The sequence below is a fragment of the Sphingobacterium corticibacter genome (assembly GCF_003076635.1).
Classification (GTDB): domain Bacteria; phylum Bacteroidota; class Bacteroidia; order Sphingobacteriales; family Sphingobacteriaceae; genus Sphingobacterium; species Sphingobacterium corticibacter.
In genome coordinates, this window is sequence record NZ_QDKG01000002.1 from 1 (window position 1) to 18,636 (window position 18,636).

General features: G+C 42.3%; 23 protein-coding genes. 17 read left to right on the forward strand and 6 right to left on the reverse strand.

From position 1 onward, the window contains the following. Positions 1-5: 5 nt before the first annotated feature. Positions 6-158, forward strand: a complete 153-nt coding sequence (locus DC487_RS17400) for an integrase core domain-containing protein (protein ID WP_394341835.1) — start codon at positions 6-8, stop codon at positions 156-158. Between the two features lie 436 nt (positions 159-594). Here DC487_RS17400 and DC487_RS05920 read toward each other — a convergent pair whose 3' ends face one another. Together DC487_RS05920 and DC487_RS05925 are read right to left on the reverse strand one after the other, a co-directional pair. Beyond that, positions 595-1,338, reverse strand: coding sequence for a CPBP family glutamic-type intramembrane protease (locus DC487_RS05920; RefSeq protein ID WP_116775056.1), 744 nt, complete (start codon positions 1,336-1,338; stop codon positions 595-597). Positions 1,339-1,803: 465 nt separating this feature from the next. Next, complete coding sequence (locus DC487_RS05925) at positions 1,804-2,214, reverse strand: RNA-binding S4 domain-containing protein (RefSeq protein ID WP_116775057.1); 411 nt, start codon at positions 2,212-2,214, stop codon at positions 1,804-1,806. A gap of 186 nt (positions 2,215-2,400) precedes the next feature. Here DC487_RS05925 and DC487_RS05930 point away from each other — a divergent pair, with 186 nt between their 5' ends. The 4 genes from DC487_RS05930 to folP are packed head-to-tail and all read left to right on the forward strand — an operon-like array spanning position 2,401 to position 5,164. Then, the gene (locus DC487_RS05930) at positions 2,401-3,219 is read left to right on the forward strand and encodes a 2,3,4,5-tetrahydropyridine-2,6-dicarboxylate N-succinyltransferase (RefSeq protein ID WP_116775058.1); all 819 of its coding nucleotides are present in this window, start codon (positions 2,401-2,403) and stop codon (positions 3,217-3,219) included. A gap of 7 nt (positions 3,220-3,226) precedes the next feature. Continuing rightward, positions 3,227-3,814, forward strand: coding sequence for an L-threonylcarbamoyladenylate synthase (locus DC487_RS05935; RefSeq protein ID WP_116775059.1), 588 nt, complete (start codon positions 3,227-3,229; stop codon positions 3,812-3,814). A 21-nt stretch (positions 3,815-3,835) separates the two neighbouring features. Next, positions 3,836-4,318: a DUF4920 domain-containing protein gene (locus DC487_RS05940; RefSeq protein ID WP_116775060.1), complete on the forward strand. Its 483-nt coding sequence runs from the start codon at positions 3,836-3,838 to the stop codon at positions 4,316-4,318. Positions 4,319-4,321: 3 nt separating this feature from the next. Continuing rightward, positions 4,322-5,164, forward strand: a complete 843-nt coding sequence (folP, locus tag DC487_RS05945) for a dihydropteroate synthase (RefSeq protein WP_116775061.1) — start codon at positions 4,322-4,324, stop codon at positions 5,162-5,164. Positions 5,165-5,354: 190 nt separating this feature from the next. On the opposite strand, the gene DC487_RS05950 is transcribed toward folP, so the two are convergent. From DC487_RS05950 to DC487_RS05960, 3 genes are all read right to left on the reverse strand, one after another. Beyond that, positions 5,355-6,467, reverse strand: coding sequence for a toxic anion resistance protein (locus tag DC487_RS05950; RefSeq protein ID WP_116775062.1), 1,113 nt, complete (start codon positions 6,465-6,467; stop codon positions 5,355-5,357). 12 nt (positions 6,468-6,479) lie between these two features. Further along, positions 6,480-7,262: a hypothetical protein gene (locus tag DC487_RS05955; RefSeq protein ID WP_133228425.1), complete on the reverse strand. Its 783-nt coding sequence runs from the start codon at positions 7,260-7,262 to the stop codon at positions 6,480-6,482. A gap of 191 nt (positions 7,263-7,453) precedes the next feature. Continuing rightward, a complete protein-coding gene (locus DC487_RS05960) occupies positions 7,454-7,828 on the reverse strand; it encodes a DUF3127 domain-containing protein (protein WP_116775064.1) in 375 nt (124 codons plus the stop codon). A gap of 70 nt (positions 7,829-7,898) precedes the next feature. On the opposite strand from DC487_RS05960, the gene DC487_RS05965 reads away from it, so the two are divergent. The 9 genes from DC487_RS05965 to DC487_RS06005 all read left to right on the forward strand — a co-directional run bounded on the left by DC487_RS05965 (position 7,899) and on the right by DC487_RS06005 (position 15,806). Next, complete coding sequence (locus DC487_RS05965; RefSeq protein ID WP_116775567.1) at positions 7,899-9,056, forward strand: THUMP domain-containing class I SAM-dependent RNA methyltransferase; 1,158 nt, start codon at positions 7,899-7,901, stop codon at positions 9,054-9,056. An 18-nt stretch (positions 9,057-9,074) separates the two neighbouring features. Next, a complete protein-coding gene (locus tag DC487_RS05970; protein WP_116775065.1) occupies positions 9,075-9,719 on the forward strand; it encodes an HD domain-containing protein in 645 nt (214 codons plus the stop codon). Positions 9,720-10,038: 319 nt separating this feature from the next. After that, positions 10,039-10,797 (forward strand): glycerophosphodiester phosphodiesterase, encoded by a 759-nt coding sequence (locus DC487_RS05975; RefSeq protein WP_116775066.1) that lies wholly within the window; start codon positions 10,039-10,041, stop codon positions 10,795-10,797. 208 nt (positions 10,798-11,005) lie between these two features. Beyond that, positions 11,006-12,259: a peptidase T gene (pepT, locus tag DC487_RS05980; RefSeq protein ID WP_116775067.1), complete on the forward strand. Its 1,254-nt coding sequence runs from the start codon at positions 11,006-11,008 to the stop codon at positions 12,257-12,259. A 40-nt stretch (positions 12,260-12,299) separates the two neighbouring features. Continuing rightward, entirely contained in the window at positions 12,300-12,872 is a 573-nt protein-coding gene (locus DC487_RS05985; RefSeq protein ID WP_116775068.1) for a nitroreductase family protein, read from the forward strand. A 196-nt stretch (positions 12,873-13,068) separates the two neighbouring features. After that, the gene (locus tag DC487_RS05990) at positions 13,069-13,626 is read left to right on the forward strand and encodes a transcriptional regulator (RefSeq protein ID WP_116775069.1); all 558 of its coding nucleotides are present in this window, start codon (positions 13,069-13,071) and stop codon (positions 13,624-13,626) included. A gap of 183 nt (positions 13,627-13,809) precedes the next feature. Beyond that, positions 13,810-14,358, forward strand: coding sequence for a hypothetical protein (locus DC487_RS05995; protein ID WP_116775070.1), 549 nt, complete (start codon positions 13,810-13,812; stop codon positions 14,356-14,358). Positions 14,359-14,382: 24 nt separating this feature from the next. Next, positions 14,383-15,039 carry an alpha/beta fold hydrolase gene (locus DC487_RS06000; protein ID WP_116775071.1) on the forward strand — a complete coding sequence of 219 codons (657 nt, stop codon included), beginning with the start codon at positions 14,383-14,385 and terminating at the stop codon, positions 15,037-15,039. An 86-nt stretch (positions 15,040-15,125) separates the two neighbouring features. After that, positions 15,126-15,806 carry an 8-oxoguanine DNA glycosylase OGG fold protein gene (locus tag DC487_RS06005; RefSeq protein ID WP_116775072.1) on the forward strand — a complete coding sequence of 227 codons (681 nt, stop codon included), beginning with the start codon at positions 15,126-15,128 and terminating at the stop codon, positions 15,804-15,806. On the opposite strand, the gene DC487_RS17405 is transcribed toward DC487_RS06005, so the two are convergent. Continuing rightward, the gene (locus DC487_RS17405; RefSeq protein WP_116775073.1) at positions 15,763-15,957 is read right to left on the reverse strand and encodes a helix-turn-helix domain-containing protein; all 195 of its coding nucleotides are present in this window, start codon (positions 15,955-15,957) and stop codon (positions 15,763-15,765) included. The genes DC487_RS06005 and DC487_RS17405 overlap by 44 nt on opposite strands. A gap of 79 nt (positions 15,958-16,036) precedes the next feature. On the opposite strand from DC487_RS17405, the gene DC487_RS06015 reads away from it, so the two are divergent. The 3 genes from DC487_RS06015 (at position 16,037) to DC487_RS06025 (ending at position 18,484) form a co-directional block, all read left to right on the forward strand. Continuing rightward, positions 16,037-16,219, forward strand: a complete 183-nt coding sequence (locus DC487_RS06015) for a SymE family type I addiction module toxin (RefSeq protein WP_116775074.1) — start codon at positions 16,037-16,039, stop codon at positions 16,217-16,219. Positions 16,220-16,327: 108 nt separating this feature from the next. Beyond that, positions 16,328-17,107 (forward strand): hypothetical protein, encoded by a 780-nt coding sequence (locus DC487_RS06020; RefSeq protein WP_116775075.1) that lies wholly within the window; start codon positions 16,328-16,330, stop codon positions 17,105-17,107. A 180-nt stretch (positions 17,108-17,287) separates the two neighbouring features. Beyond that, positions 17,288-18,484, forward strand: coding sequence for a FecR family protein (locus DC487_RS06025; protein ID WP_116775076.1), 1,197 nt, complete (start codon positions 17,288-17,290; stop codon positions 18,482-18,484). Positions 18,485-18,636: the final 152 nt, after the last annotated feature.

Here is an 18,636-nt window from a genome sequence, read left to right on the forward strand (position 1 = left end):
CACACCTGTTCTTTAACTTGTCTGATGTAAGAGATCTTACCGATGAATGGATTCAGGAGTATAACAATCATAGGCCACACGAAGGGCTGGGTAATCGTACGCCGATTGAAGCAGCAAGAAAAATATCTAAAAAAGAAGCTGAAGAAGTACTAAAATAAATTAGAAAATAGCAGATTTTGCTGTCTGAAAAACGGGGTACTTACAATATTTAAAAATAATTACTACAAATCACAGAAAACAAACATTAAGAATCGAACAATCATACATAGATTGTATGTAGCGAGAAAAATAAACAAATCCGAATAAACAGTAAACTAGAGTATACAGGTAAGGCTAACCACATAGGAATAATGATCATTATTAAGCTTTATACCTTTAGCTCCGGTATGATGTTATTAAACTTTATTTCATTTTCAAAATATCTTATTCCTAAGAGATCTATCGGTTAGATTTACGCGCTATGATAACCTTAAATAATAGAAAAAGCTATCATTGGATTAAGTCTGTATTATTGCATCTTTCGAATCAATACTACATGTGAATCTGTAAATCGAATATAAAACCCTTACTGCTCGAACTTCAACCTTCATCGACTTATCCAGCTCCTAAACTGAGCATAATGACGTGCGCAAAAGCATGGGCAATCATGGCTGACTCCAATCCCTTCTTCCAATACAACCATCCAAATATTGATCCGCCAACCATATTTCCAAAAACGATATACAATATTACCGCGAGAGAAGGATCTGCCATAGCATTAAAAACTACTGGCAAATGACCCAACCCAAATAATAGCCCCGCCAAGAGTATTCCTGCCCAATAAATCCAATTAGGCTTACTCTTAAATAACAAGCTTAGCAGCCAAATGAATAGACTCATTACACCAAATCTTAACAAAACTTCCTCTGTAACACCTCCGTAAAACAGGCGATTTAAAATGTTTGGCGTAAAGTAATCAATTTCGAGTGTAATATATTTGGACGAATAGAATGAGAAAAAAACCAAGAATAGTCCCGTTGCGATACCACCTTTGACACCATATACCACTAAACTCCGATAATCAATATTTTTACTCTCTTTGTAAACTAGTTTTTCAAAAATGGGTATTGGAAGACCAACTCGCTTGTAAGTTAAGGTACCTATCACTACCATAATTAATAGTAAGACAGTCGGATTTATAAGAGCAATCAATTTAAACTCCCTCAGCGTAAGCGAACGGCCTGTTTTTTCTAAAACAGAGGGAGGGATAGACATCTCCATGGTTAGCAGAGTAAGGATTCCAATAAATCCCAAGCCGAAAATCAAGAGGCCTAGTTTGAATGTATTCGACATTTTCATCACAATGAGCGTTTAGGTTAAATCATTTTGTGGAATATTCGATGCGAAGGCTACGCTATTCATATTTATTTTCGAGAGAATGATAGTTTCAATAACATGTGGCCTACAACTATTCTCCAGAGAAAGATTAAAAAAGAAATTACATCCAAAAGTTCTAAAGCGGAGGTAATAGAAAACCTTTTAAAAGATTGCCGCACCTTCGTGCCTCAGGTGCGCAATAATGACGCGTTTCAATGAAAGTGAACTTCAATCATAACGTCCTCAGGGAGTCAATACGACGTGATCTGATTTGACAGACTGCCTCTTCGTACGAATATGATTCTCCGGACCATTGCAATTATTTGAGCTTCATCAACTTATTGAAAACCCCAATAACTTCACTTAATCATAGCAACAAATGTAATAAAAATTAAATATAAGTTTAATAATTAAACTTAACAATCTCGCAGATTTGGTCGTAAGTATCTACTCTGCCGAATCGCCTTCCTTCCAATCATCTTGCAAATCATCAATTTCCCGACGATCTTTCTTGGTTGGACGTCCCGTTCCGCGATCTCGCTTCAACACTGGCGCGTGGAAAGCCGATTTGTACGCGTACGTTTCTTCTTCTGGCGTATGATCTTCGTAATGTTTCTGTGCGGTAGTGGCATCAGCGCGTCGTTCCAGTAATCCGGTCACGAGGATGACCTTGCGTTCGATTCCTTTTTGGATAGAAAACGTTTCTCCTACTTTCACTACGTACGAAGGTTTCACATTTTGCCCTTTCAGCTTCACGCGCCCAGCCTTACAAGCCTCTGTCGCCAAACTTCTGGTTTTGAAAATGCGAATCGCCCACAGGTATTTATCAATACGTAATTTTTCGGATGCTTCTGCCATATGCAAACTTACTTATCCTATGATTTAAATGCAAGCAAGCCATTACCTCTTCCCAATCACAGCACAACAAGCGTAAAATGAGAGGATCGTTTAACCTATTTTGACAGATCGCTTAGCACAATTTTTCGCTAAAATTTGACATCTTTGTAGTACAAGTAATAATATAGTTTTAGAATACGACAATCCATGTTAGAGAATTACAAAAAATTAGTTGAGGAGGCTTGGGAAAACAGACAGCTTCTGGAGTATAAAGAATATTTTGAAGCCATTCATACCGTGATTCAGCGTTTGGATTTGGGTGAATTGCGCGTGGCAGAACCAATTGGTACGCGTTGGCATGTGAATGACTGGATCAAGAAAGCCGTGATTTTGTACTTCCCGATTCGTGAAATGAGCGTGATCGAAAACACTCCATTTATCTACCACGATAAAATGGCGTTGAAAACGAACTACAAAGAATTAGGCGTGCGCGTCGTACCTGGAGCTTCAGCTCGTTATGGTGCTTACTTAGCCAAAGGTGTGATCATGATGCCTTCATATGTGAACATTGGTGCTTATGTAGATGAAGGTACAATGGTCGATACGTGGGCAACGGTTGGTTCTTGTGCTCAAATCGGTAAAAATGTACACTTATCGGGTGGTGTTGGTATTGGTGGCGTATTAGAGCCGGTACAAGCTGCGCCAGTTGTGATTGAAGACAACGTGTTTATTGGATCTCGCGCCATCGTAGTAGAAGGTATTCGCGTAGAAACGGAAGCCGTATTAGGTGCTAATGTGGTATTGACCGCATCAACTAAAATCATTGATGTATCTGGCGATGAGCCAGTAGAATACAAAGGTTTCGTTCCTGCGCGTTCAGTGGTGATTCCAGGATCGTACACCAAGAAATTCCCAGCAGGAGAATATCAAGTGCCTTGTGCTTTGATTATTGGAAAGCGTAAGGAATCTACAGACAAGAAAACTTCGTTGAACGACGCTTTACGCGATCACAACGTAGCGGTATAGGTAATACATGCGACAAAATAATACATATTTAGATCGGGATGATGTCTCCAAAGCATTGGAAACTTTGCAGGCTGGCGGCATCATCCTGTATCCTACAGATACCATTTGGGGAATCGGTTGTGATGCGACCAATCCAGAAGCGGTAGAAAAGGTCTTTGCGCTGAAAGGACGCGATCAAGCCAAAAGCATGATCTTGCTATTGCACAATGACAACCAATTGGCGGGATATGTCAATGATATTCCAGATGTAGCCTACCAACTGATCGAGGTGACGGATCGTCCGCTCACGATCATCTATTCCTTGGCAAAGAACTTGCCGGCGAATGTAATGGCTGCCGATGGCACGGTTGGTATTCGGGTTGTAGATCATCCATTTTGCCAACAATTATTACAGCGCTTTCGCAAACCCATCATTTCCACCTCTGCAAACCTGAGTGGACAGCCTTCACCACGTAATTTCTTGGATATATCTCCCGAAATTACCGAAGGAGCAGATTATGTGGTGCAGTTTGGCCAACAAGATACGGAAGAACGAGAGCCTTCCATGATTATTAAACTGGATCCCAGTGGCAAATTTGAGTTTATTCGCAAATAGTACTTTTTAACATCACGAAATATGAAAAAGTTATTCACCTTATTATTCAGCGTCGTGGCATTCGCCACGATCGGATCTGCACAACAAGCCGATATTCCGGCTGCACAGCCAGGCGTGCAATATGGTCAAAAAGTGGATGCGCAGGGCGCCATTTCTGTAAAAGCTTTGGAAACTGCGCTGACCAAATCCAATGATTTCACAGGAAAAGTGCAAGGCGAAGTCGTGCAGGTATGCAAGAAAAAAGGCTGCTTTATCACGTTGAAACGCGAAGGCAATGCTGAACCCATCATGGTGCGTTTCACGGATTATGGTTATTTTATGCCGCAGGATATCGTCGGCAAGACCGTCGTATTAGAGGGTAAAGGCAAAGTAAAAGAAACCACCGTAGCGAAGTTGCAACACGATGCGAAAGATCTGGGCAAAAGTGAAAAAGAAATCGCTGCGATCAAAAAACCAAAACGCGACATCACGTTTATCGCAGATGGCGTCGTCGTGGTAAAATAATCCATGAAGCATTTCTCCACGCATTCCGCACCGAGCATTCGTTTGGGAGGTAAACTGATGAGTTTTGAACTTCCCAAAATTATGGGAATCCTCAACCTCACGGCGGATTCCTTTTACGATGGCGGACAAAACACGACCATAGACGCGGCATTGCGCCATGCTGAAAAGCTCTTAAAAGATGGCGCGGATATCCTGGATATAGGTGGACAATCCACGCGCCCCGGTGCAGCGCTCTCGCTCGAAGAGGAAGAATTGGAACGCGTAGTTCCAGTAGTTTCGGCTATTTGCCAAGCCTTTCCACAAGCAATAATGTCGGTAGATACTTATCGTGCGCGCGTTGCCGAAGAAGCGATCGGCGCGGGCGCGCATATTATCAATGACGTATCGGGCGGACAATTGGATGAGCACATGTTTGCCACGGTAGCCAAATTGCAAGTGCCTTATATATTAATGCACATGCGTGGCACACCGGATACCATGCAGCAGCACACCGATTATAAAGACATCGTGAATGATGTTGCTGTGGAATTAGGACATGCCATTGCATCTTTACGCGCTTTGGGCGTGCGAGACATTATTCTCGATCCAGGTTTTGGCTTCGCCAAAACAAGTGCTCAGAATTATGAATTGCTGTTGCGCGTGGCCGAATTGCATTACCATGGATTGCCGATTTTGGGTGGTATTTCTAGAAAATCAATGATCTATCGCAAATTAGGTCTTTCACCAGCGGAAGCACTTACCGGCACCATTGCACTCAACACCTTACTATTGGAGCGCGGCGTACAATTGCTCCGCGTACACGATGTGCAGGAAGCCAAACAATTAGTCGACCTGCTGTATTCGTAAAAAGAAAAGACTATCTAAAGTTGAAATTATAACGTCCTTGCGAGAAGGAGGAACGACGACGAAGCAATCTAAACTTGACAAACCTAAGATTGGTTTCCTTCGGAGCTGCCTTCGGCGGTCGTCATGCTTCCTCGCAATGACGTATGTTCGATCTTTCATGACCATCGAGTAGGTCACATTTTGCTTTACTTTAATCTATCAACCGATTCTCGTCGGATGATTTTAAGATGTGTGCTTTTAAGTCGTTTTCAGCTTGCACCAATTCGCCTTCGGCGACTTTACGTTTCTCGCGGCCTTCGCGCTGAATGCGCAATACCTCGTCGATCGTAGCAATAATATCCTGATTTGCTTTCTTGATGGTATCGATATCTACAATACCGCGCTCTGTTTCCCGAGCGATCTGGATCGTCGATTCTTTGAGCATCTCGCTATTACGACGCAATAATTCATTGGTGGCATCGGTCACCGCCTTTTGTGCTTCCAAAGCGCGCTGCGAATGCGCAATACCTAACGTTAACACCATTTGGTTCTTCCACAATGGCAAGGTATTGACCAAACTAGACTGAATTTTTTCCATCAAAGCGCTACTATTACTTTGAATCATGCGGATCTGCGGTGCATTTTGCAATACCACCATACGTGTCAGTTTCAGATCGTGTACTTTGCGTTCGAAGCGCACGATATGCTGCTCCATATCCTTATATTCTTGGATCTTGTGCTGGTCGTTGCTACTCTCCGCTTCTTGGCGCAATCTCGGCAAGATCACCTCATGTGCTTCTTGCAACTTTTCCGTTCCGGCTTGAATATGCAAAGAAAGATCTTTGAAATATTGCTGGTTTTGGGTGAACAGTTTATCGAAGATTACCACATCTTTGGCTACATTCTTATAATGCCCTTCCAGTTTCAATTCGATCTGGTGAATATTCTTCTCCACCGATGCATATTCTGTCTTGATCCGGCTGATACGCTTTTTCAAGTTGTCGAAAAAAGGAATCAATGGCTTTTTGCGCGTTCCTTCATCAAACGAACGAATATCCGACCGCAGGTTGATCAATATATCTTCCGCGCCGCCCATATCTTTGGTGCGCACTTGTTTTAGTATTTCGCTCGAGAAATTACCCACTTGCGACTGACTGCCCACACCAAATTGGATGATATCCATGGTGGATGTCAGGTTAATTTTATCCTTATACTGTGCTATTTTGGTGCGTTCTTCGTCCGAAAAGTTCACCGACATATCCATCGACGTGTCTTTCGGCTTTTCGCTATCACCGCCGTACTGTGCTAAATCCAATTCTGCCATAATTATACTTTTTTAATCTTTTAATAGATTTCTGCTTTTCAATGTTTGTAGATACACATCCGTTTCGGCGGATATTTCCAGCATGCCCATTCGGAACTGCTCAGTTACTTCTTGTTCGATGGCTACTGCAGCCTGCCGCACTACATGCACCAGTTTTTCTTTCGATTTATCGGTTACTGCATTTCGCAGATTCGAGTTTTCCAATTCATCGTATTGTATCAATACATTCACCACGGTCGAGTGCCTGACCAGAAATTTTTCCGCTTCGCGAATGTCTTTCTTTTCCATCAGGTGAAACAGACGAATGATCTTGTCAATATCCTGATGCAGCACACGGTTATTGATCTGCTTGCGCCAATGCAACAAGCGTTCGATGAACAACTGCGGCGTATCAAGCACCGGAGCTTTCAACTCGCGTTGCTTTTGCCCGTTCGGGCTACTGATCCACTTTAGTGGCCGCACCTCACCCAGCTCTAATCGCTGTAGAAAAGGTTTTGCCTGATTCAGCAACATCCCATTCCCCACAATATAAGAAACAGAAGATCCTGCAATCGTGAGCAACATGCCTCGGCTAAACGAACCGAAGAAATAAATGAAAGAACCAAATAGCGCCACTTCGACGGCCAAAAGCACCCATGCCATCACATACCAAAGGCGTACTTTACTTTTGGAAGCCTGGCTCATCATCACAAACGGATGGATGTGTAAGAACGGTACAAACATCAGGATAGACAGAAAGGTCAACGTAAGTTGCCTTAGCTCCCATACCCTACTTTTTTTTGTCGCCCATCCCATAGTATTTGCTGTTATTTTTATATAAATATACTGGGTAAATATCCAAGTCTAAAATTTATGTTGATGCAAGATACGGGCTGTTGCTGATTTTCGAGAAACCGAATCGGTCACGCGATAGAAAAGATCGGTGAAGCACCCAAAAAAAAAGGCGAATATCGTGGGATATTCGCCTTTTTATCAATCTGCATTCTTTAGAATGGCAAATCATCATCGTCCGAACCGGAAGAAGAAATGTCTACTGGAGGCATATCACCTACATTGTGCTGAGGTGCAGCGGCTGCTGTTCCTGCCAATTTGGTTACGCGCCATGCGACCAAGGAGTTAAAATAGGTTGTTACGCCTTCTTTATTTGTCCAAGGACGTCCACGTAGATTAAATGATATCTCAATATCCTCTCCCACTGTCAGGTTATCAAAGATGTTTACCCGATCTTGTGTCGCCTCAAAGCGGATGTATTCCACAAACTGTGGATTTTCCGCATGTGCAACGATCAGATCTCTCTTCTTAAACGACTCCGTTACTTGCTGAATGCCACCAATTTCGTGAACTTTTCCTCTTATTTCCATAGTCAAAATTATTAAACCCTAAAATTACACATTTTTTACGTCTTAGAATCCCTAACTTTGCACAAATATGATGGAAGTTTTCAACACACCGGCCAAGATAATCATTACCTGTAACAGAAGATTATCGCCTTATTTGCAAGAAGAAGTAGAAGAATTGGGCTTTAAAGTAGTACGCCCGTTCAACACCGGCGTGGAGATCAAAGCCTCTATCAATGAGTGCATTAAACTCAATCTCAACTTGCGCGCTGCCAGCCAAGTGCTGTACCAATTGCGCTCGTTCAAAGCCAACGATCCGAAGGAATTGTATGATGAGTTGGTGAAGATTGCCTGGGAAGAAATCCTGCCTTTCGACGGCTATTTTACCGTCACATCGCACGTGCATAATGAGACCGTTACGACACCATTATTTGCCAATGTAAAAGTAAAAGACGCGATCGTAGATCGTATCAAAGATAAGAAAGGTATGCGCCCTAATTCTGGGCCAGGCTTGGACAAAGCCGTGATCCACTTACACTGGATGGAAGAGCGCGCAGAAATATTTATTGACACCTCTGGTGAAACATTAGCGAAGCACGCTTACCGTAAAATCCCCGGAAAAGCTCCGATGTTGGAAGCCTTGGCTTATTCAACCATTGCCGCCAGTAAATGGGATGGCAAATCACCTTTCATCAATCCGATGTGCGGATCAGGCACTTTAGCTATTGAAGCTGCGCTAATCGCGCAAAATCGCAGACCGGGATTGTTGCGCATGAACTACGCATTCATGCACCTGATTGGTTATAACGAAGAAGTATTTTTCCAAGAACGCCGCGTGCTAAAGGAGCAATCCGACAGAGCTATTATGCCGGTAATTGTAGCTTCTGATATCTCGGCCGAAGCCGTGGAAGTATCGCGGCAGAATGCGCGCACCGCTGGTGTGGAGCACTTAATTCAGTTCGAAACAGGCGATTTTGAAAAAACCACCGTGCCGGAAGAAAAAGGCGTGATCATGTTCAATCCTGAATACGGCGAACGTTTAGGAACACATTTTAAACTGGAAGCAACATACAAACGTATTGGCGATTTCTTGAAACAATCGTGCAAAGGATACCGCGGTTATGTATTTACTGGAAATCCTGATCTGGCCAAAAAGATTGGCTTGAAAGCTTCCCGCAGATTCGAATTCTTCAACGGAAAGTTGGATTGCCGTTTATTGCAGTACGAATTGTACGACGGGTCTAAAGATTAATACGCAACTCACCGTTATATGGATATCATCGAAAGAACGGTTGCCTTCGTGCAACACACCTTATCGGGTGCAGAATCTGGACACGATTGGTGGCATATATTGCGCGTGTGGAACAATACCAAATTGATTCTGCAAACGGAGCAAGCTGATCCGCTGATCTGCGAATTGGCGGCGTTGCTACATGATATTGCGGACAGCAAATTTCATAATGGCGATGAAAGCATCGGCCCGCGCATTGCGGGTGAATTCCTTGCTAAAGAAGGTGTGGATGCGGCGATTATCGAGCATGTGCAGCAGATTATTCTGAATATGTCTTTCAAAGCTTCATTAGGTGAGGTCACTTTTGATTCTCCTGAGCTGCGTGTGGTACGCGATGCAGATCGCTTGGATGCGATCGGTGCAATTGGCATCGCTCGTGCATTTAATTATGGCGGCTTCAAGAATCGGGAAATCTATAATCCCACGATTCCGGTAGAGCAAAACATGAGCAAAGAGGCGTACAAAAATACGACTGCGCCGACGATCAATCACTTCTACGAAAAATTGCTTCTACTGCAAGATAAAATGCATACGGAAACTGCCAAACGCATTGCCGCCCAACGGCATCAGTATATGGAAGGATTTTTGCAACAATTTTATGCAGAATGGGACGGTTTGGCTTAAAATTGTTTAGATCCATGATTTCAGTGCTCAAGCCGCACGGGCTTATACTTTTTTTCCGCAAAAAAGTATACAAAAAACTCCTCGCTTAAAATTTTTGCAACAACGGATTTCTATTTGTGCAATTTGCAAAAATTTGGAGGCGAGAATTGATGTAGAACAACGAGTATTGCATCCTTATAAAAATTAGACTGACGGTACATTCTCAAATTCAAATAAATTGCATCTGAATTGCTACTAAGAAATTAATATGCTTTTAATATGGGATTGTTATCTTAGCGATCATCAGGATGCCAAATCCTGATCCATAAAACACAATCACATGAGAAAACACTTTTTATCCTTATTGGTCATGACGGTAATGGGATTATCAGCGATCGCGCAAACAAAAGTAATTGCCCATCGCGGAGCTTGGAAACAAAATAATTTGCCTCACAACTCGATCGCTTCTTTATTACAAGCTTCAGAATTGAAAGTATGGGGATCAGAGTTTGATGTACACATCACTAAAGATGATGTATTGGTAGTAAACCACGATGCGGATTTCTACGGGACGGACATCGCCACGGCTACGCTCGAAGAGCTTGCTACAAAACTTCATCCTAATGGAGAGTATATTCCAACGTTAGAAGAGTTCCTCAACATCGGATTGCAGTTAAAAGATCTAAAACTGATTTTGGAATTGAAATCTAGCGGAGCTGGCAAAGAACGTACGATAGAAGCTACATCTATGGTGATAGATTTAATCAAAAAGCTGAATGCCGAGCAACAAGTGGAAATTATCTCGTTTGACTACGATGCTTGCTTAAAAGCACGCGAATTGAACGCTACGATCCCAGTGCATTATCTGATGGGCGACAAATCTCCGCAGCAAATCAAAGACGCAAAACTAACAGGCGTAGATTATCACTACAGCTTATTCCAAAAGAATCCAACTTGGATTCAGGAATTCAAAGCGTTGGGACTGAAAACCAATGCGTGGACAGCTAATAAAAAAGAGGATATCCAATTCTTGATTGATCAAAAAATCGACTTCATCACTACCGACGAGCCTGAATTGGCGTTGAAATTGGTGAAGTAAGCGAATATACATTAATGGGAAGGCTGCCAGAGGAAAAGACTCCGGCAGCCTTTTTCATTTCGCGGCAGATGACCTGTTTTCCGTTATAAAATCTTAATTTTGAAAGCAGCGCGCTTCTCCTGCCGATAGCTATTATCGGTGGCAAAACAGGGATTGACTGAACAGCATTTTGCTTTCGCTGAAAGCGCTCATCATACAACAAAAACACATGACGATAAACGACATCACCACCTATGAAGTTGCGGATCGCTTCACGCGATACGTACAGATAGATACGCAATCAGATCCCTATGCAACTAGCTTTCCTTCTACGGAAAAGCAGAAAGATTTGAGTAGAATATTAGTGCAAGAACTGTTAGATCTCGGCATTAGCGATGCGCATTTGGACGAGTTTGGTTACGTGTACGCAACTATTCCAAGCAATACCGATAAGCAAGTGCCCGTGATTTGTTTCTGCTCGCACGTAGATACTTCGCCAGATAGTTCAGGCACACATGTAAAACCCCTGATTCATCACAATTATCAAGGTACGGATTTGGTATTGCCCGAAGATCCGAGCGTAGTGATTCGCTTTGCGGATCATCCGGATTTGGCGAATCAGATTGGCAACGATGTGATTACGGCCAGCGGCAAAACCTTGTTGGGTGCCGATGATAAAGCCGGCGTAGCCGAAATAATGGATGCGGCGCGATTGCTCATGCAAAACCCAGAAATCAAGCACGGCACGATCAAAATCTTATTTACGCCCGATGAAGAGATTGGCCGCGGTGTCAACCACGTAGATATTGCCAAGCTGGGCGCAGATTTTGGTTACACGATGGATGGCGAACGCGCTGGTACAATTGAAGATGAAACATTTAGCGCGAACGCGCTGACGGTAACGATTCAAGGCGTATCGGTACATCCTGGCTTCGCCAAAGGAAAGATGCAAAGTGCGGTGAAGATCGCGACGGATATTGTAGCGGCCTTGCCGAATGATCGCTTATCGCCGGAAACGACCCGCGGAAAAGAAGGCTTTGTGCATCCCAACAGAATCAGCGGAACGGTGGAAGAAGCGACGATTGAGTTTATCATTCGCGATCATAATACGGCCTTGTTGGACAGTCACCAGAGAGAGGTGGAAGATATCGTAAAATCGGTGATCGCCAACTATCCAAAATCCACCTACCAAATCGAAGTGCAGGAACAATACCGCAACATGAAAGAAGTGCTCGATCAGCATCCACAAATTATGGAAATCGGTATGGAGGCGATTCGTCGCGCCGGCATGGAACCTGAGCGCCGTAGCATTCGTGGCGGCACGGATGGTTCACGCTTGTCGTTTATGGGATTGCCGTGCCCGAATGTGTTCGCCGGCGGACATGCTTTTCATGGCAAACAGGAATGGGTATCGCGCCAAGATATGGAGCAGGCCGTGAAAACGATTTTACATATTGTCGCACTTTGGGAAGAGCGCGCGTAATCGATAACATTATATTTAAACATACATACAACAACATACGATGAGTAAAACCAATGAGGTGTTGCAGGCGATCCAGAACAGAAGATCCTTGATGCAACCTAGTTTTTTAGATAAAGAAGTAAGCCGCGAAGATATCGAGCTATTGCTCGAAGCTGCGAATGCAGCACCAACGCACAAGAGAACGCAACCTTGGCGCTTTGTGGTATTCAAAGGCGCTGGATTGGAGCGTTTAGGTACAGAGCTAGCACGTATTTACAAACAAGTAACGCCTACGGAGAAATATGCTGAGCAAACGGAAGTAAACATGGCTAAAAAAGCGACTACTGCTCAGGTGGCAATCGCGATCGTGGTGAACTACACCGGCGAATTGCCAGAATGGGAAGAATTAGCTGCAACAGCCTGTGCGGTGCAAAACCTTTGGTTGGCTGGTCATTCGATCGGCATCGGCGGTTACTGGGCTTCTCCAGGTTTGATCAACCACATGGGTGATTTTCTACAACTAGAAGAAAAACAAAAATGTATTGGTCTGTTTTACCTTGGCTATGCCGATACGGCACACGAACGTGAGCCAGTACGCTCTCCTATCGCAGAAAAAGTTCGCTGGGAAGAGTAAGGTTTTATTGGCTGCGACTGATTTGTAGATACTAGAAAAAGAGACGCTGAAAGGTGTCTCTATTTTGTTTGAGGAGGGGCGGAAATGTGCAATCATCGCTAACTTTGTGTTATATTAGTTAATATATTTTACAACAAAACGCAAAAGTTCGGTTTATATCATAACTTTAAAATGTATGACAGGGAATTAGAGGATAATGAAAACACATTTTGCCACAGAAAAAATAGTGGAAAAAGGCGTAATTAACAATGAGTTGGATTACGATAGAGCGCTTATTGCCGATCGAAAACTGCGTTTGCTTTCTAAAGAAAATCCTCCGCTTAAAAACTTACGCATGAAATTGCGTGAAATCATTGCTAACTATGAAAATCTGGAATGGAGCGATCCCAACAAAATCGATGACAACAAGTTAGCAGAAAGCGAGAAATCGGAAGCGGTAGCTGAGCAGGAAAGAGTGTTTATCGAAAACAGAAAACAAACTATAAGGCCAAAGCTCAAACAACTGGATTTAACGCAAGAAAACTTGGGTTCGATTTTAGGCCATAAAAGCAAAACTCATATGTCTGAATTGATGAACGGCATCAAATCTTTTACTTTAAAAGATCTAATTGTCATCCACACGCTACTTAAAATAGATATTGCTCTCCTGATTCCGGTATTTCTATCTGTGGAAGATCAAGAAAAGATTATCGCCGTGGTGGTAAAGCTCAACAAACCAAATGTAATTAGCACTATTGCTTTGGCAAAGAGGTAATCGGTAAATGGAAATGATGACCTGTTGCTGAGTACTTTAAAAAATCTACAGAATTCATAATACTTAACCATTATTTATATCAATATAGACATCCATCTGGTAGTATTTTGTTGACTACAATAGAACAATAATTTATCTTTACCACTATTTAAGCTTTCAAAATTCCTCAACCAATTAACTACCATGAATGTCAAGAAAAGCGTTTTAGAAAATAAAACAGATCAAGAGTTAGAACAGTATTTAAAAGAAGGAAACAGGTTTGTACCACAAGCCAATCAATATGCTTTGGAGATTCTGAAATTGCGAGGAAGAAACTTCAGTGATGTGGAACTCGAAAAGATCAACACGATGATTACTGAAAAGCGGAAAAGTGAAGAAATCGTCGTAAGCAAAAGTCAAAAAAAATCAGCTAATTTGATGTACTTATCTGCTGGATTAGGTGTGATCAATATTCTTTTATTACCTAATACGCTTAATACGACCGCGGATATCATTACTGTAATTTTTACATTCGCTGTTCTAATAGGAACAGCAGCTTTAATCGGCAAAGGTGTAGATTGGATAAAGTATGTACTTTTAGTTTTAGTACTTTTTGGATTACTAGCTTATTCCTACACCATACAACTGTTTTATATCAACCCTATTGTGGGACTTATTAATATCGTTCAAGCTGTATTGCAAATATATGCGTTGGTGTTGCTGTTTCGAATACCGAATCCAACTGTCGAATAAGCACCATAACAAACTATTAACGACTTGGCAAGAGAAATATACATCTTCAGTGGACTTGGAGCAGACGAACGAGTTTTTCAAAAGCTTGATTTTTCAGGGCATAAGATTGCTTTTATAAAATGGATTGCACCTCAGAAAGATGAAACAATCGAGCAGTATGCCACAAGGCTTCGAGAGCAAATCCCAACGACAAAACCAATCCTAATAGGACTTTCCTTTGGTGGAATTATGGCCGTAGAAGTTGCGAAACAGATAGAAACTGAAAAAGTCATTTTGATCGCATCCGCAAAGACAAAACATGAAATTCCAATTTACTATCGTGTTGCAGGGTCGTTAAGATTACATAAAATTTTGCCAACGGCCTTATTGAAGAAATCAAACGCGATCACCAACTGGCTTTTCGGAGCTGAATCTACATCTGACAAAGCTCTTCTAAAACAGATTGTAATAGACACAGATCCTTTATTCCTACGCTGGGCGATCGACAAAATAGCACTATGGAAAAATCAAGATGAACCACATAATCTCATTCATATTCATGGTACACGCGATAAAATACTTCCTTATCGGTTTATAAAAAATGTGATCAAGGTGAAAGGTGGCGGTCATTTCATGACCTTAAATAAAGAGGATGAACTAAATCGAATATTGAAGCAGGAACTGATGAAAGAATCAGAATAATAAAACCTACTATAAATTTTACAGCAAGTCGCGCTCACTTTGCCTCACATCTAACTAATCGCACTAAAATAACAGCATCTAACCACATGGAGAACTATAAGACTTTAATAGCGCACCTTCCCGTACAAGAGCAATCCTTTACAACAAAGCGAACTACATGGTTAAAGGCCGAGAATCATATTAGCTGGCTGAAAAATCTTAATGACAGACTTTTTGAGAATAATCCTACTTTGACGATTAGCCGTCATGATATATTTGAAACACAAGATATTCGCGAAAAAATCATTCTTACTATCTATTGGGGCTATACTGCAGGTATGCGGGGCAATCATTTTGTCAACATCTTACACGAGATAGAAGTCATTGAAAATAGGTTAATCACATTAAGCCAGACCTCAAATCTTACAACGGCGGACTACGAAGAATTGAGAACTACATTCAAAAAGATTAATGGACTTGGACTATCGACTTACAGCAAGTTGTTATATTTTTTTAAAATATCATTCAACAACGCACCATGCTTAATTCTAGACCAAAGACTCATCGATACTTTTGTAGGCCAAGCTCATATTGAATTCCATTTGCTCCGCAATATAAGGTACGAGAATGCCGAAAAACTATATCTGCAATTCCTTGATCTCACACAAGAGCTGGCGATCAGACTAAGCACGACAGGCGAAAACATCGAGTTATTTTTATTTACGTTTGGTAAAAACCTAAAAACTACCCCTCTACCAACTCCGACACCGAAATTTCTAAAGCTGTAGCGATCTTCAAAAGAGTACTGAGGCAAGGATTGGTTTTACCGTTTTCGATCATGTGCAGTTGGGTTCTGCCGATCTCACAATAGAAGGCAAAAGACTTTTTGTCGAGCCCTTTCCTTCCTTCATTTTTCTCACCTATTTGTAAGCTTTTTATGTATTTTTTTCCACGTGTTCATTATACCGAACACATCACAAAAAATAAAATTGGATATTCGTGTTGACGAACACACTAAATGAAGTCCACACGAAAGTTGAAAATACAGGGTAAATTTCGCAAGAGGCGCTGGGACAGTATCTCCGTTCCAGAAATTAGACTAGAAGGGAAATGGATGGAAGAAGTTGGGTTTAAGCAAGGTCAATACGTTAACATACAAGTAGCCAAAAATAAATTGATCATCCGCATCGACAAAACCTAAAGAGACCTCTTAGTAGAGAACCTCCGTCTCATAATGTGCTTAAGAGTAAATATTTTTATCTTTGTGTAGTCACACCGTTCACCATTCGGCAACCTCATTTATTCAGACATGCACTACGCAACATTTGTATTCATCACTCTCCTACAGCTCGTCTTAATCTCTGGCCAATCAAATCATGAGAAGAATATCGTAGCCATAAACAAAGATCCAAAGGAACTGCTGGACAGCCTAAAAAAGCACGTAGATCAAAGTTGGATAAGTGAAAACCCCAGTTTTCAGCCAACGCAATCGTCATTCTTCAATAAGGAAAACGAGAAGAATTACTATGTAGCGGGACTGCAGATAAGTGGCGTGGGTGTACCATTCATGTGGGATAGCAACCTGTCATTATTAAAACGCTTATTAGAAGCAGACCCACAAATACAAGTAAAACAAAATGCTGATGCCGACCCGATGTATGCCGGAACCAAAGTGCATTGGAATAAACCGATTTCCGCTCTCATTTGGATCGAAGGTGCCGCTCAGGAAGCAACAGTCGATCACTGGTATTTAATTTCGAATACCGACTGCCCAGGAACCATTACTTTCCCAACTATTTCCTTTGACAAGGAAGTAGCCATTCCTGCTCCGCATGAAAATAGCTTAGACGGATTGACCATTTTCCCTTACGACGATCGCATCCATATTACAAGCCATGAGATAGCCCTGACTACGATCGACAATCAATCGATGACAGGCATTGGTTATGATTTAAATGATGATGACATCCTAGATATATTCACCTACACAGAAGAAATCAATGAAACCACGAGCTATATACGGCTATACATCAACGTGAATGGCGTGTGGAAATGCACATGGATACATTTGGATGAGGTTTGCATCTAAAAGCGTTTATCCCTCTTGCCAACACATTTATTAGCTCGAATCGGCATGTGAAAAACAAAGCCATTATTTCGGATGCCATCTTCTTAATCAGGCTAAAAATGAAACTTCCGAAAAAAAATTAAAAAATCTACTAAGATTTCCAGCACAAGGTCGTTATAGCAGTACTAACCCTATAAACCTATGAATGCTACGGAACGAATAGCCGAGCTAATAAAACGATATATCGAAGGCAAGCTAACGCTGGAGGAATCAGAGACCTTAACGCGTTGGCGTAAGCTGGATGATACCAACGAAGCTTTTTTCCAGCAGGTTACGCAGGGCGAAGAGGTTTTTGGGGATGCGTTGCAATGGATCGACATGGAAGACGAGCATGCCGAGCAGCAACTCGATCAGATCAAACAGCTAACGTTCGATAAACTTCATCAAACACAATCCATCCCTTTACGCCGCAATAGGATTCGCCCTTTTATATACAAGGGAGCGGCAGCAGCTCTATTAATTTGTGCTTCCGTATTTGGCTACTTCCAGTTACGTGAGCACGCCACATCATCCGAAAACATCGAAGCAGCCAGCATCCTTCCCGGCGGCAATAAAGCCGAATTGGTCTTGTCTGACGGACAAAAGATCAACCTGCGCAGCGACAAAGACGGTATTGTACTCGATCAAGAATTAAACTATTCTGATGGCACGCCATTACTCGCTATCGACAAAGAAAAGTTGGCACAAACTACCGCTAGCATCACCGTTCCGGTAGGTGGTAAATACCGCGTAACGCTAAGCGACGGCACGCACGTACACCTCAATGCACAGTCGAAATTAACCTATCCACTGTTGTTCAACAGCCAGAAGAGGCAGGTGAGTATAGAAGGCGAAGCTTATTTCGAAGTGGCACAACAATATGTGAATAATCGCCGCGTACCTTTCGAGGTAAACTGCCAAGATCAGATCATCCGCGTAACGGGCACTAGCTTTAATGTATCCGCATATGCCGATGATCCGCAAACGCTCACCACATTGGTGGAGGGTTCTGTAGAAATCGAAACTACCCAAGGTCGGCTATCCTTGCGCCCAAATGAGCAAGCCGTAGTGCAGCACGATCGGATCAATAAAAAGCAAGTGGACGTAGCGTCCTATGTTGCATGGAAAGACAACAATTTCCTGTTTTTTGAAACAGAATTAAAAGACCTCATGAAGCAGATCAGTCGTTGGTACGCTGTGGAAGTCAGCTATCCGAAGGCGATCCCGCCCACCTATTTTTATGGCGAGATTACACGCGAAAAAAATCTTTCCGAAGTACTCCGCATCTTGGAGAAGGCGGGCGTAAAATTTGAACTAAGCAAAGCAGGCGGCAAAGTCCGTCTTCAAGTAAACCAGTAATAAACAAAATCTACACACTATGAAAACATCTGCTAAAAGCTATCCAACATAAGCCGCTGGGCAAGAACAGAAAAACCGAACTGGATTCTCACACCTCAGTTCGGCCAACTGTTTACATGCCAGATAAGCGCTACTGACCACAATAAACCCTT

Excerpts from the sequence above, each read along its gene's own strand:
- DC487_RS05920 (WP_116775056.1), bottom strand. The coding sequence starts at position 1,338 with ATGAAAATGTCGAATACATTCAAACTAGGCCTCTTGATTTTCGGCTTG.
- DC487_RS05925 (WP_116775057.1), bottom strand. The coding sequence starts at position 2,214 with ATGGCAGAAGCATCCGAAAAATTACGTATTGATAAATACCTGTGGGCG.
- DC487_RS05930 (WP_116775058.1), top strand. The coding sequence starts at position 2,401 with ATGTTAGAGAATTACAAAAAATTAGTTGAGGAGGCTTGGGAAAACAGA.
- DC487_RS05935 (WP_116775059.1), top strand. The coding sequence starts at position 3,227 with ATGCGACAAAATAATACATATTTAGATCGGGATGATGTCTCCAAAGCA.
- DC487_RS05940 (WP_116775060.1), top strand. The coding sequence starts at position 3,836 with ATGAAAAAGTTATTCACCTTATTATTCAGCGTCGTGGCATTCGCCACG.
- folP (WP_116775061.1), top strand. The coding sequence starts at position 4,322 with ATGAAGCATTTCTCCACGCATTCCGCACCGAGCATTCGTTTGGGAGGT.
- DC487_RS05950 (WP_116775062.1), bottom strand. The coding sequence starts at position 6,467 with ATGGCAGAATTGGATTTAGCACAGTACGGCGGTGATAGCGAAAAGCCG.
- DC487_RS05955 (WP_133228425.1), bottom strand. The coding sequence starts at position 7,262 with ATGGGATGGGCGACAAAAAAAAGTAGGGTATGGGAGCTAAGGCAACTT.
- DC487_RS05960 (WP_116775064.1), bottom strand. The coding sequence starts at position 7,828 with ATGGAAATAAGAGGAAAAGTTCACGAAATTGGTGGCATTCAGCAAGTA.
- DC487_RS05965 (WP_116775567.1), top strand. The coding sequence starts at position 7,899 with ATGGAAGTTTTCAACACACCGGCCAAGATAATCATTACCTGTAACAGA.
- DC487_RS05970 (WP_116775065.1), top strand. The coding sequence starts at position 9,075 with ATGGATATCATCGAAAGAACGGTTGCCTTCGTGCAACACACCTTATCG.
- DC487_RS05975 (WP_116775066.1), top strand. The coding sequence starts at position 10,039 with ATGAGAAAACACTTTTTATCCTTATTGGTCATGACGGTAATGGGATTA.
- pepT (WP_116775067.1), top strand. The coding sequence starts at position 11,006 with ATGACGATAAACGACATCACCACCTATGAAGTTGCGGATCGCTTCACG.
- DC487_RS05985 (WP_116775068.1), top strand. The coding sequence starts at position 12,300 with ATGAGTAAAACCAATGAGGTGTTGCAGGCGATCCAGAACAGAAGATCC.
- DC487_RS05990 (WP_116775069.1), top strand. The coding sequence starts at position 13,069 with ATGAAAACACATTTTGCCACAGAAAAAATAGTGGAAAAAGGCGTAATT.
- DC487_RS05995 (WP_116775070.1), top strand. The coding sequence starts at position 13,810 with ATGAATGTCAAGAAAAGCGTTTTAGAAAATAAAACAGATCAAGAGTTA.
- DC487_RS06005 (WP_116775072.1), top strand. The coding sequence starts at position 15,126 with ATGGAGAACTATAAGACTTTAATAGCGCACCTTCCCGTACAAGAGCAA.
- DC487_RS06015 (WP_116775074.1), top strand. The coding sequence starts at position 16,037 with ATGAAGTCCACACGAAAGTTGAAAATACAGGGTAAATTTCGCAAGAGG.
- DC487_RS06020 (WP_116775075.1), top strand. The coding sequence starts at position 16,328 with ATGCACTACGCAACATTTGTATTCATCACTCTCCTACAGCTCGTCTTA.
- DC487_RS06025 (WP_116775076.1), top strand. The coding sequence starts at position 17,288 with ATGAATGCTACGGAACGAATAGCCGAGCTAATAAAACGATATATCGAA.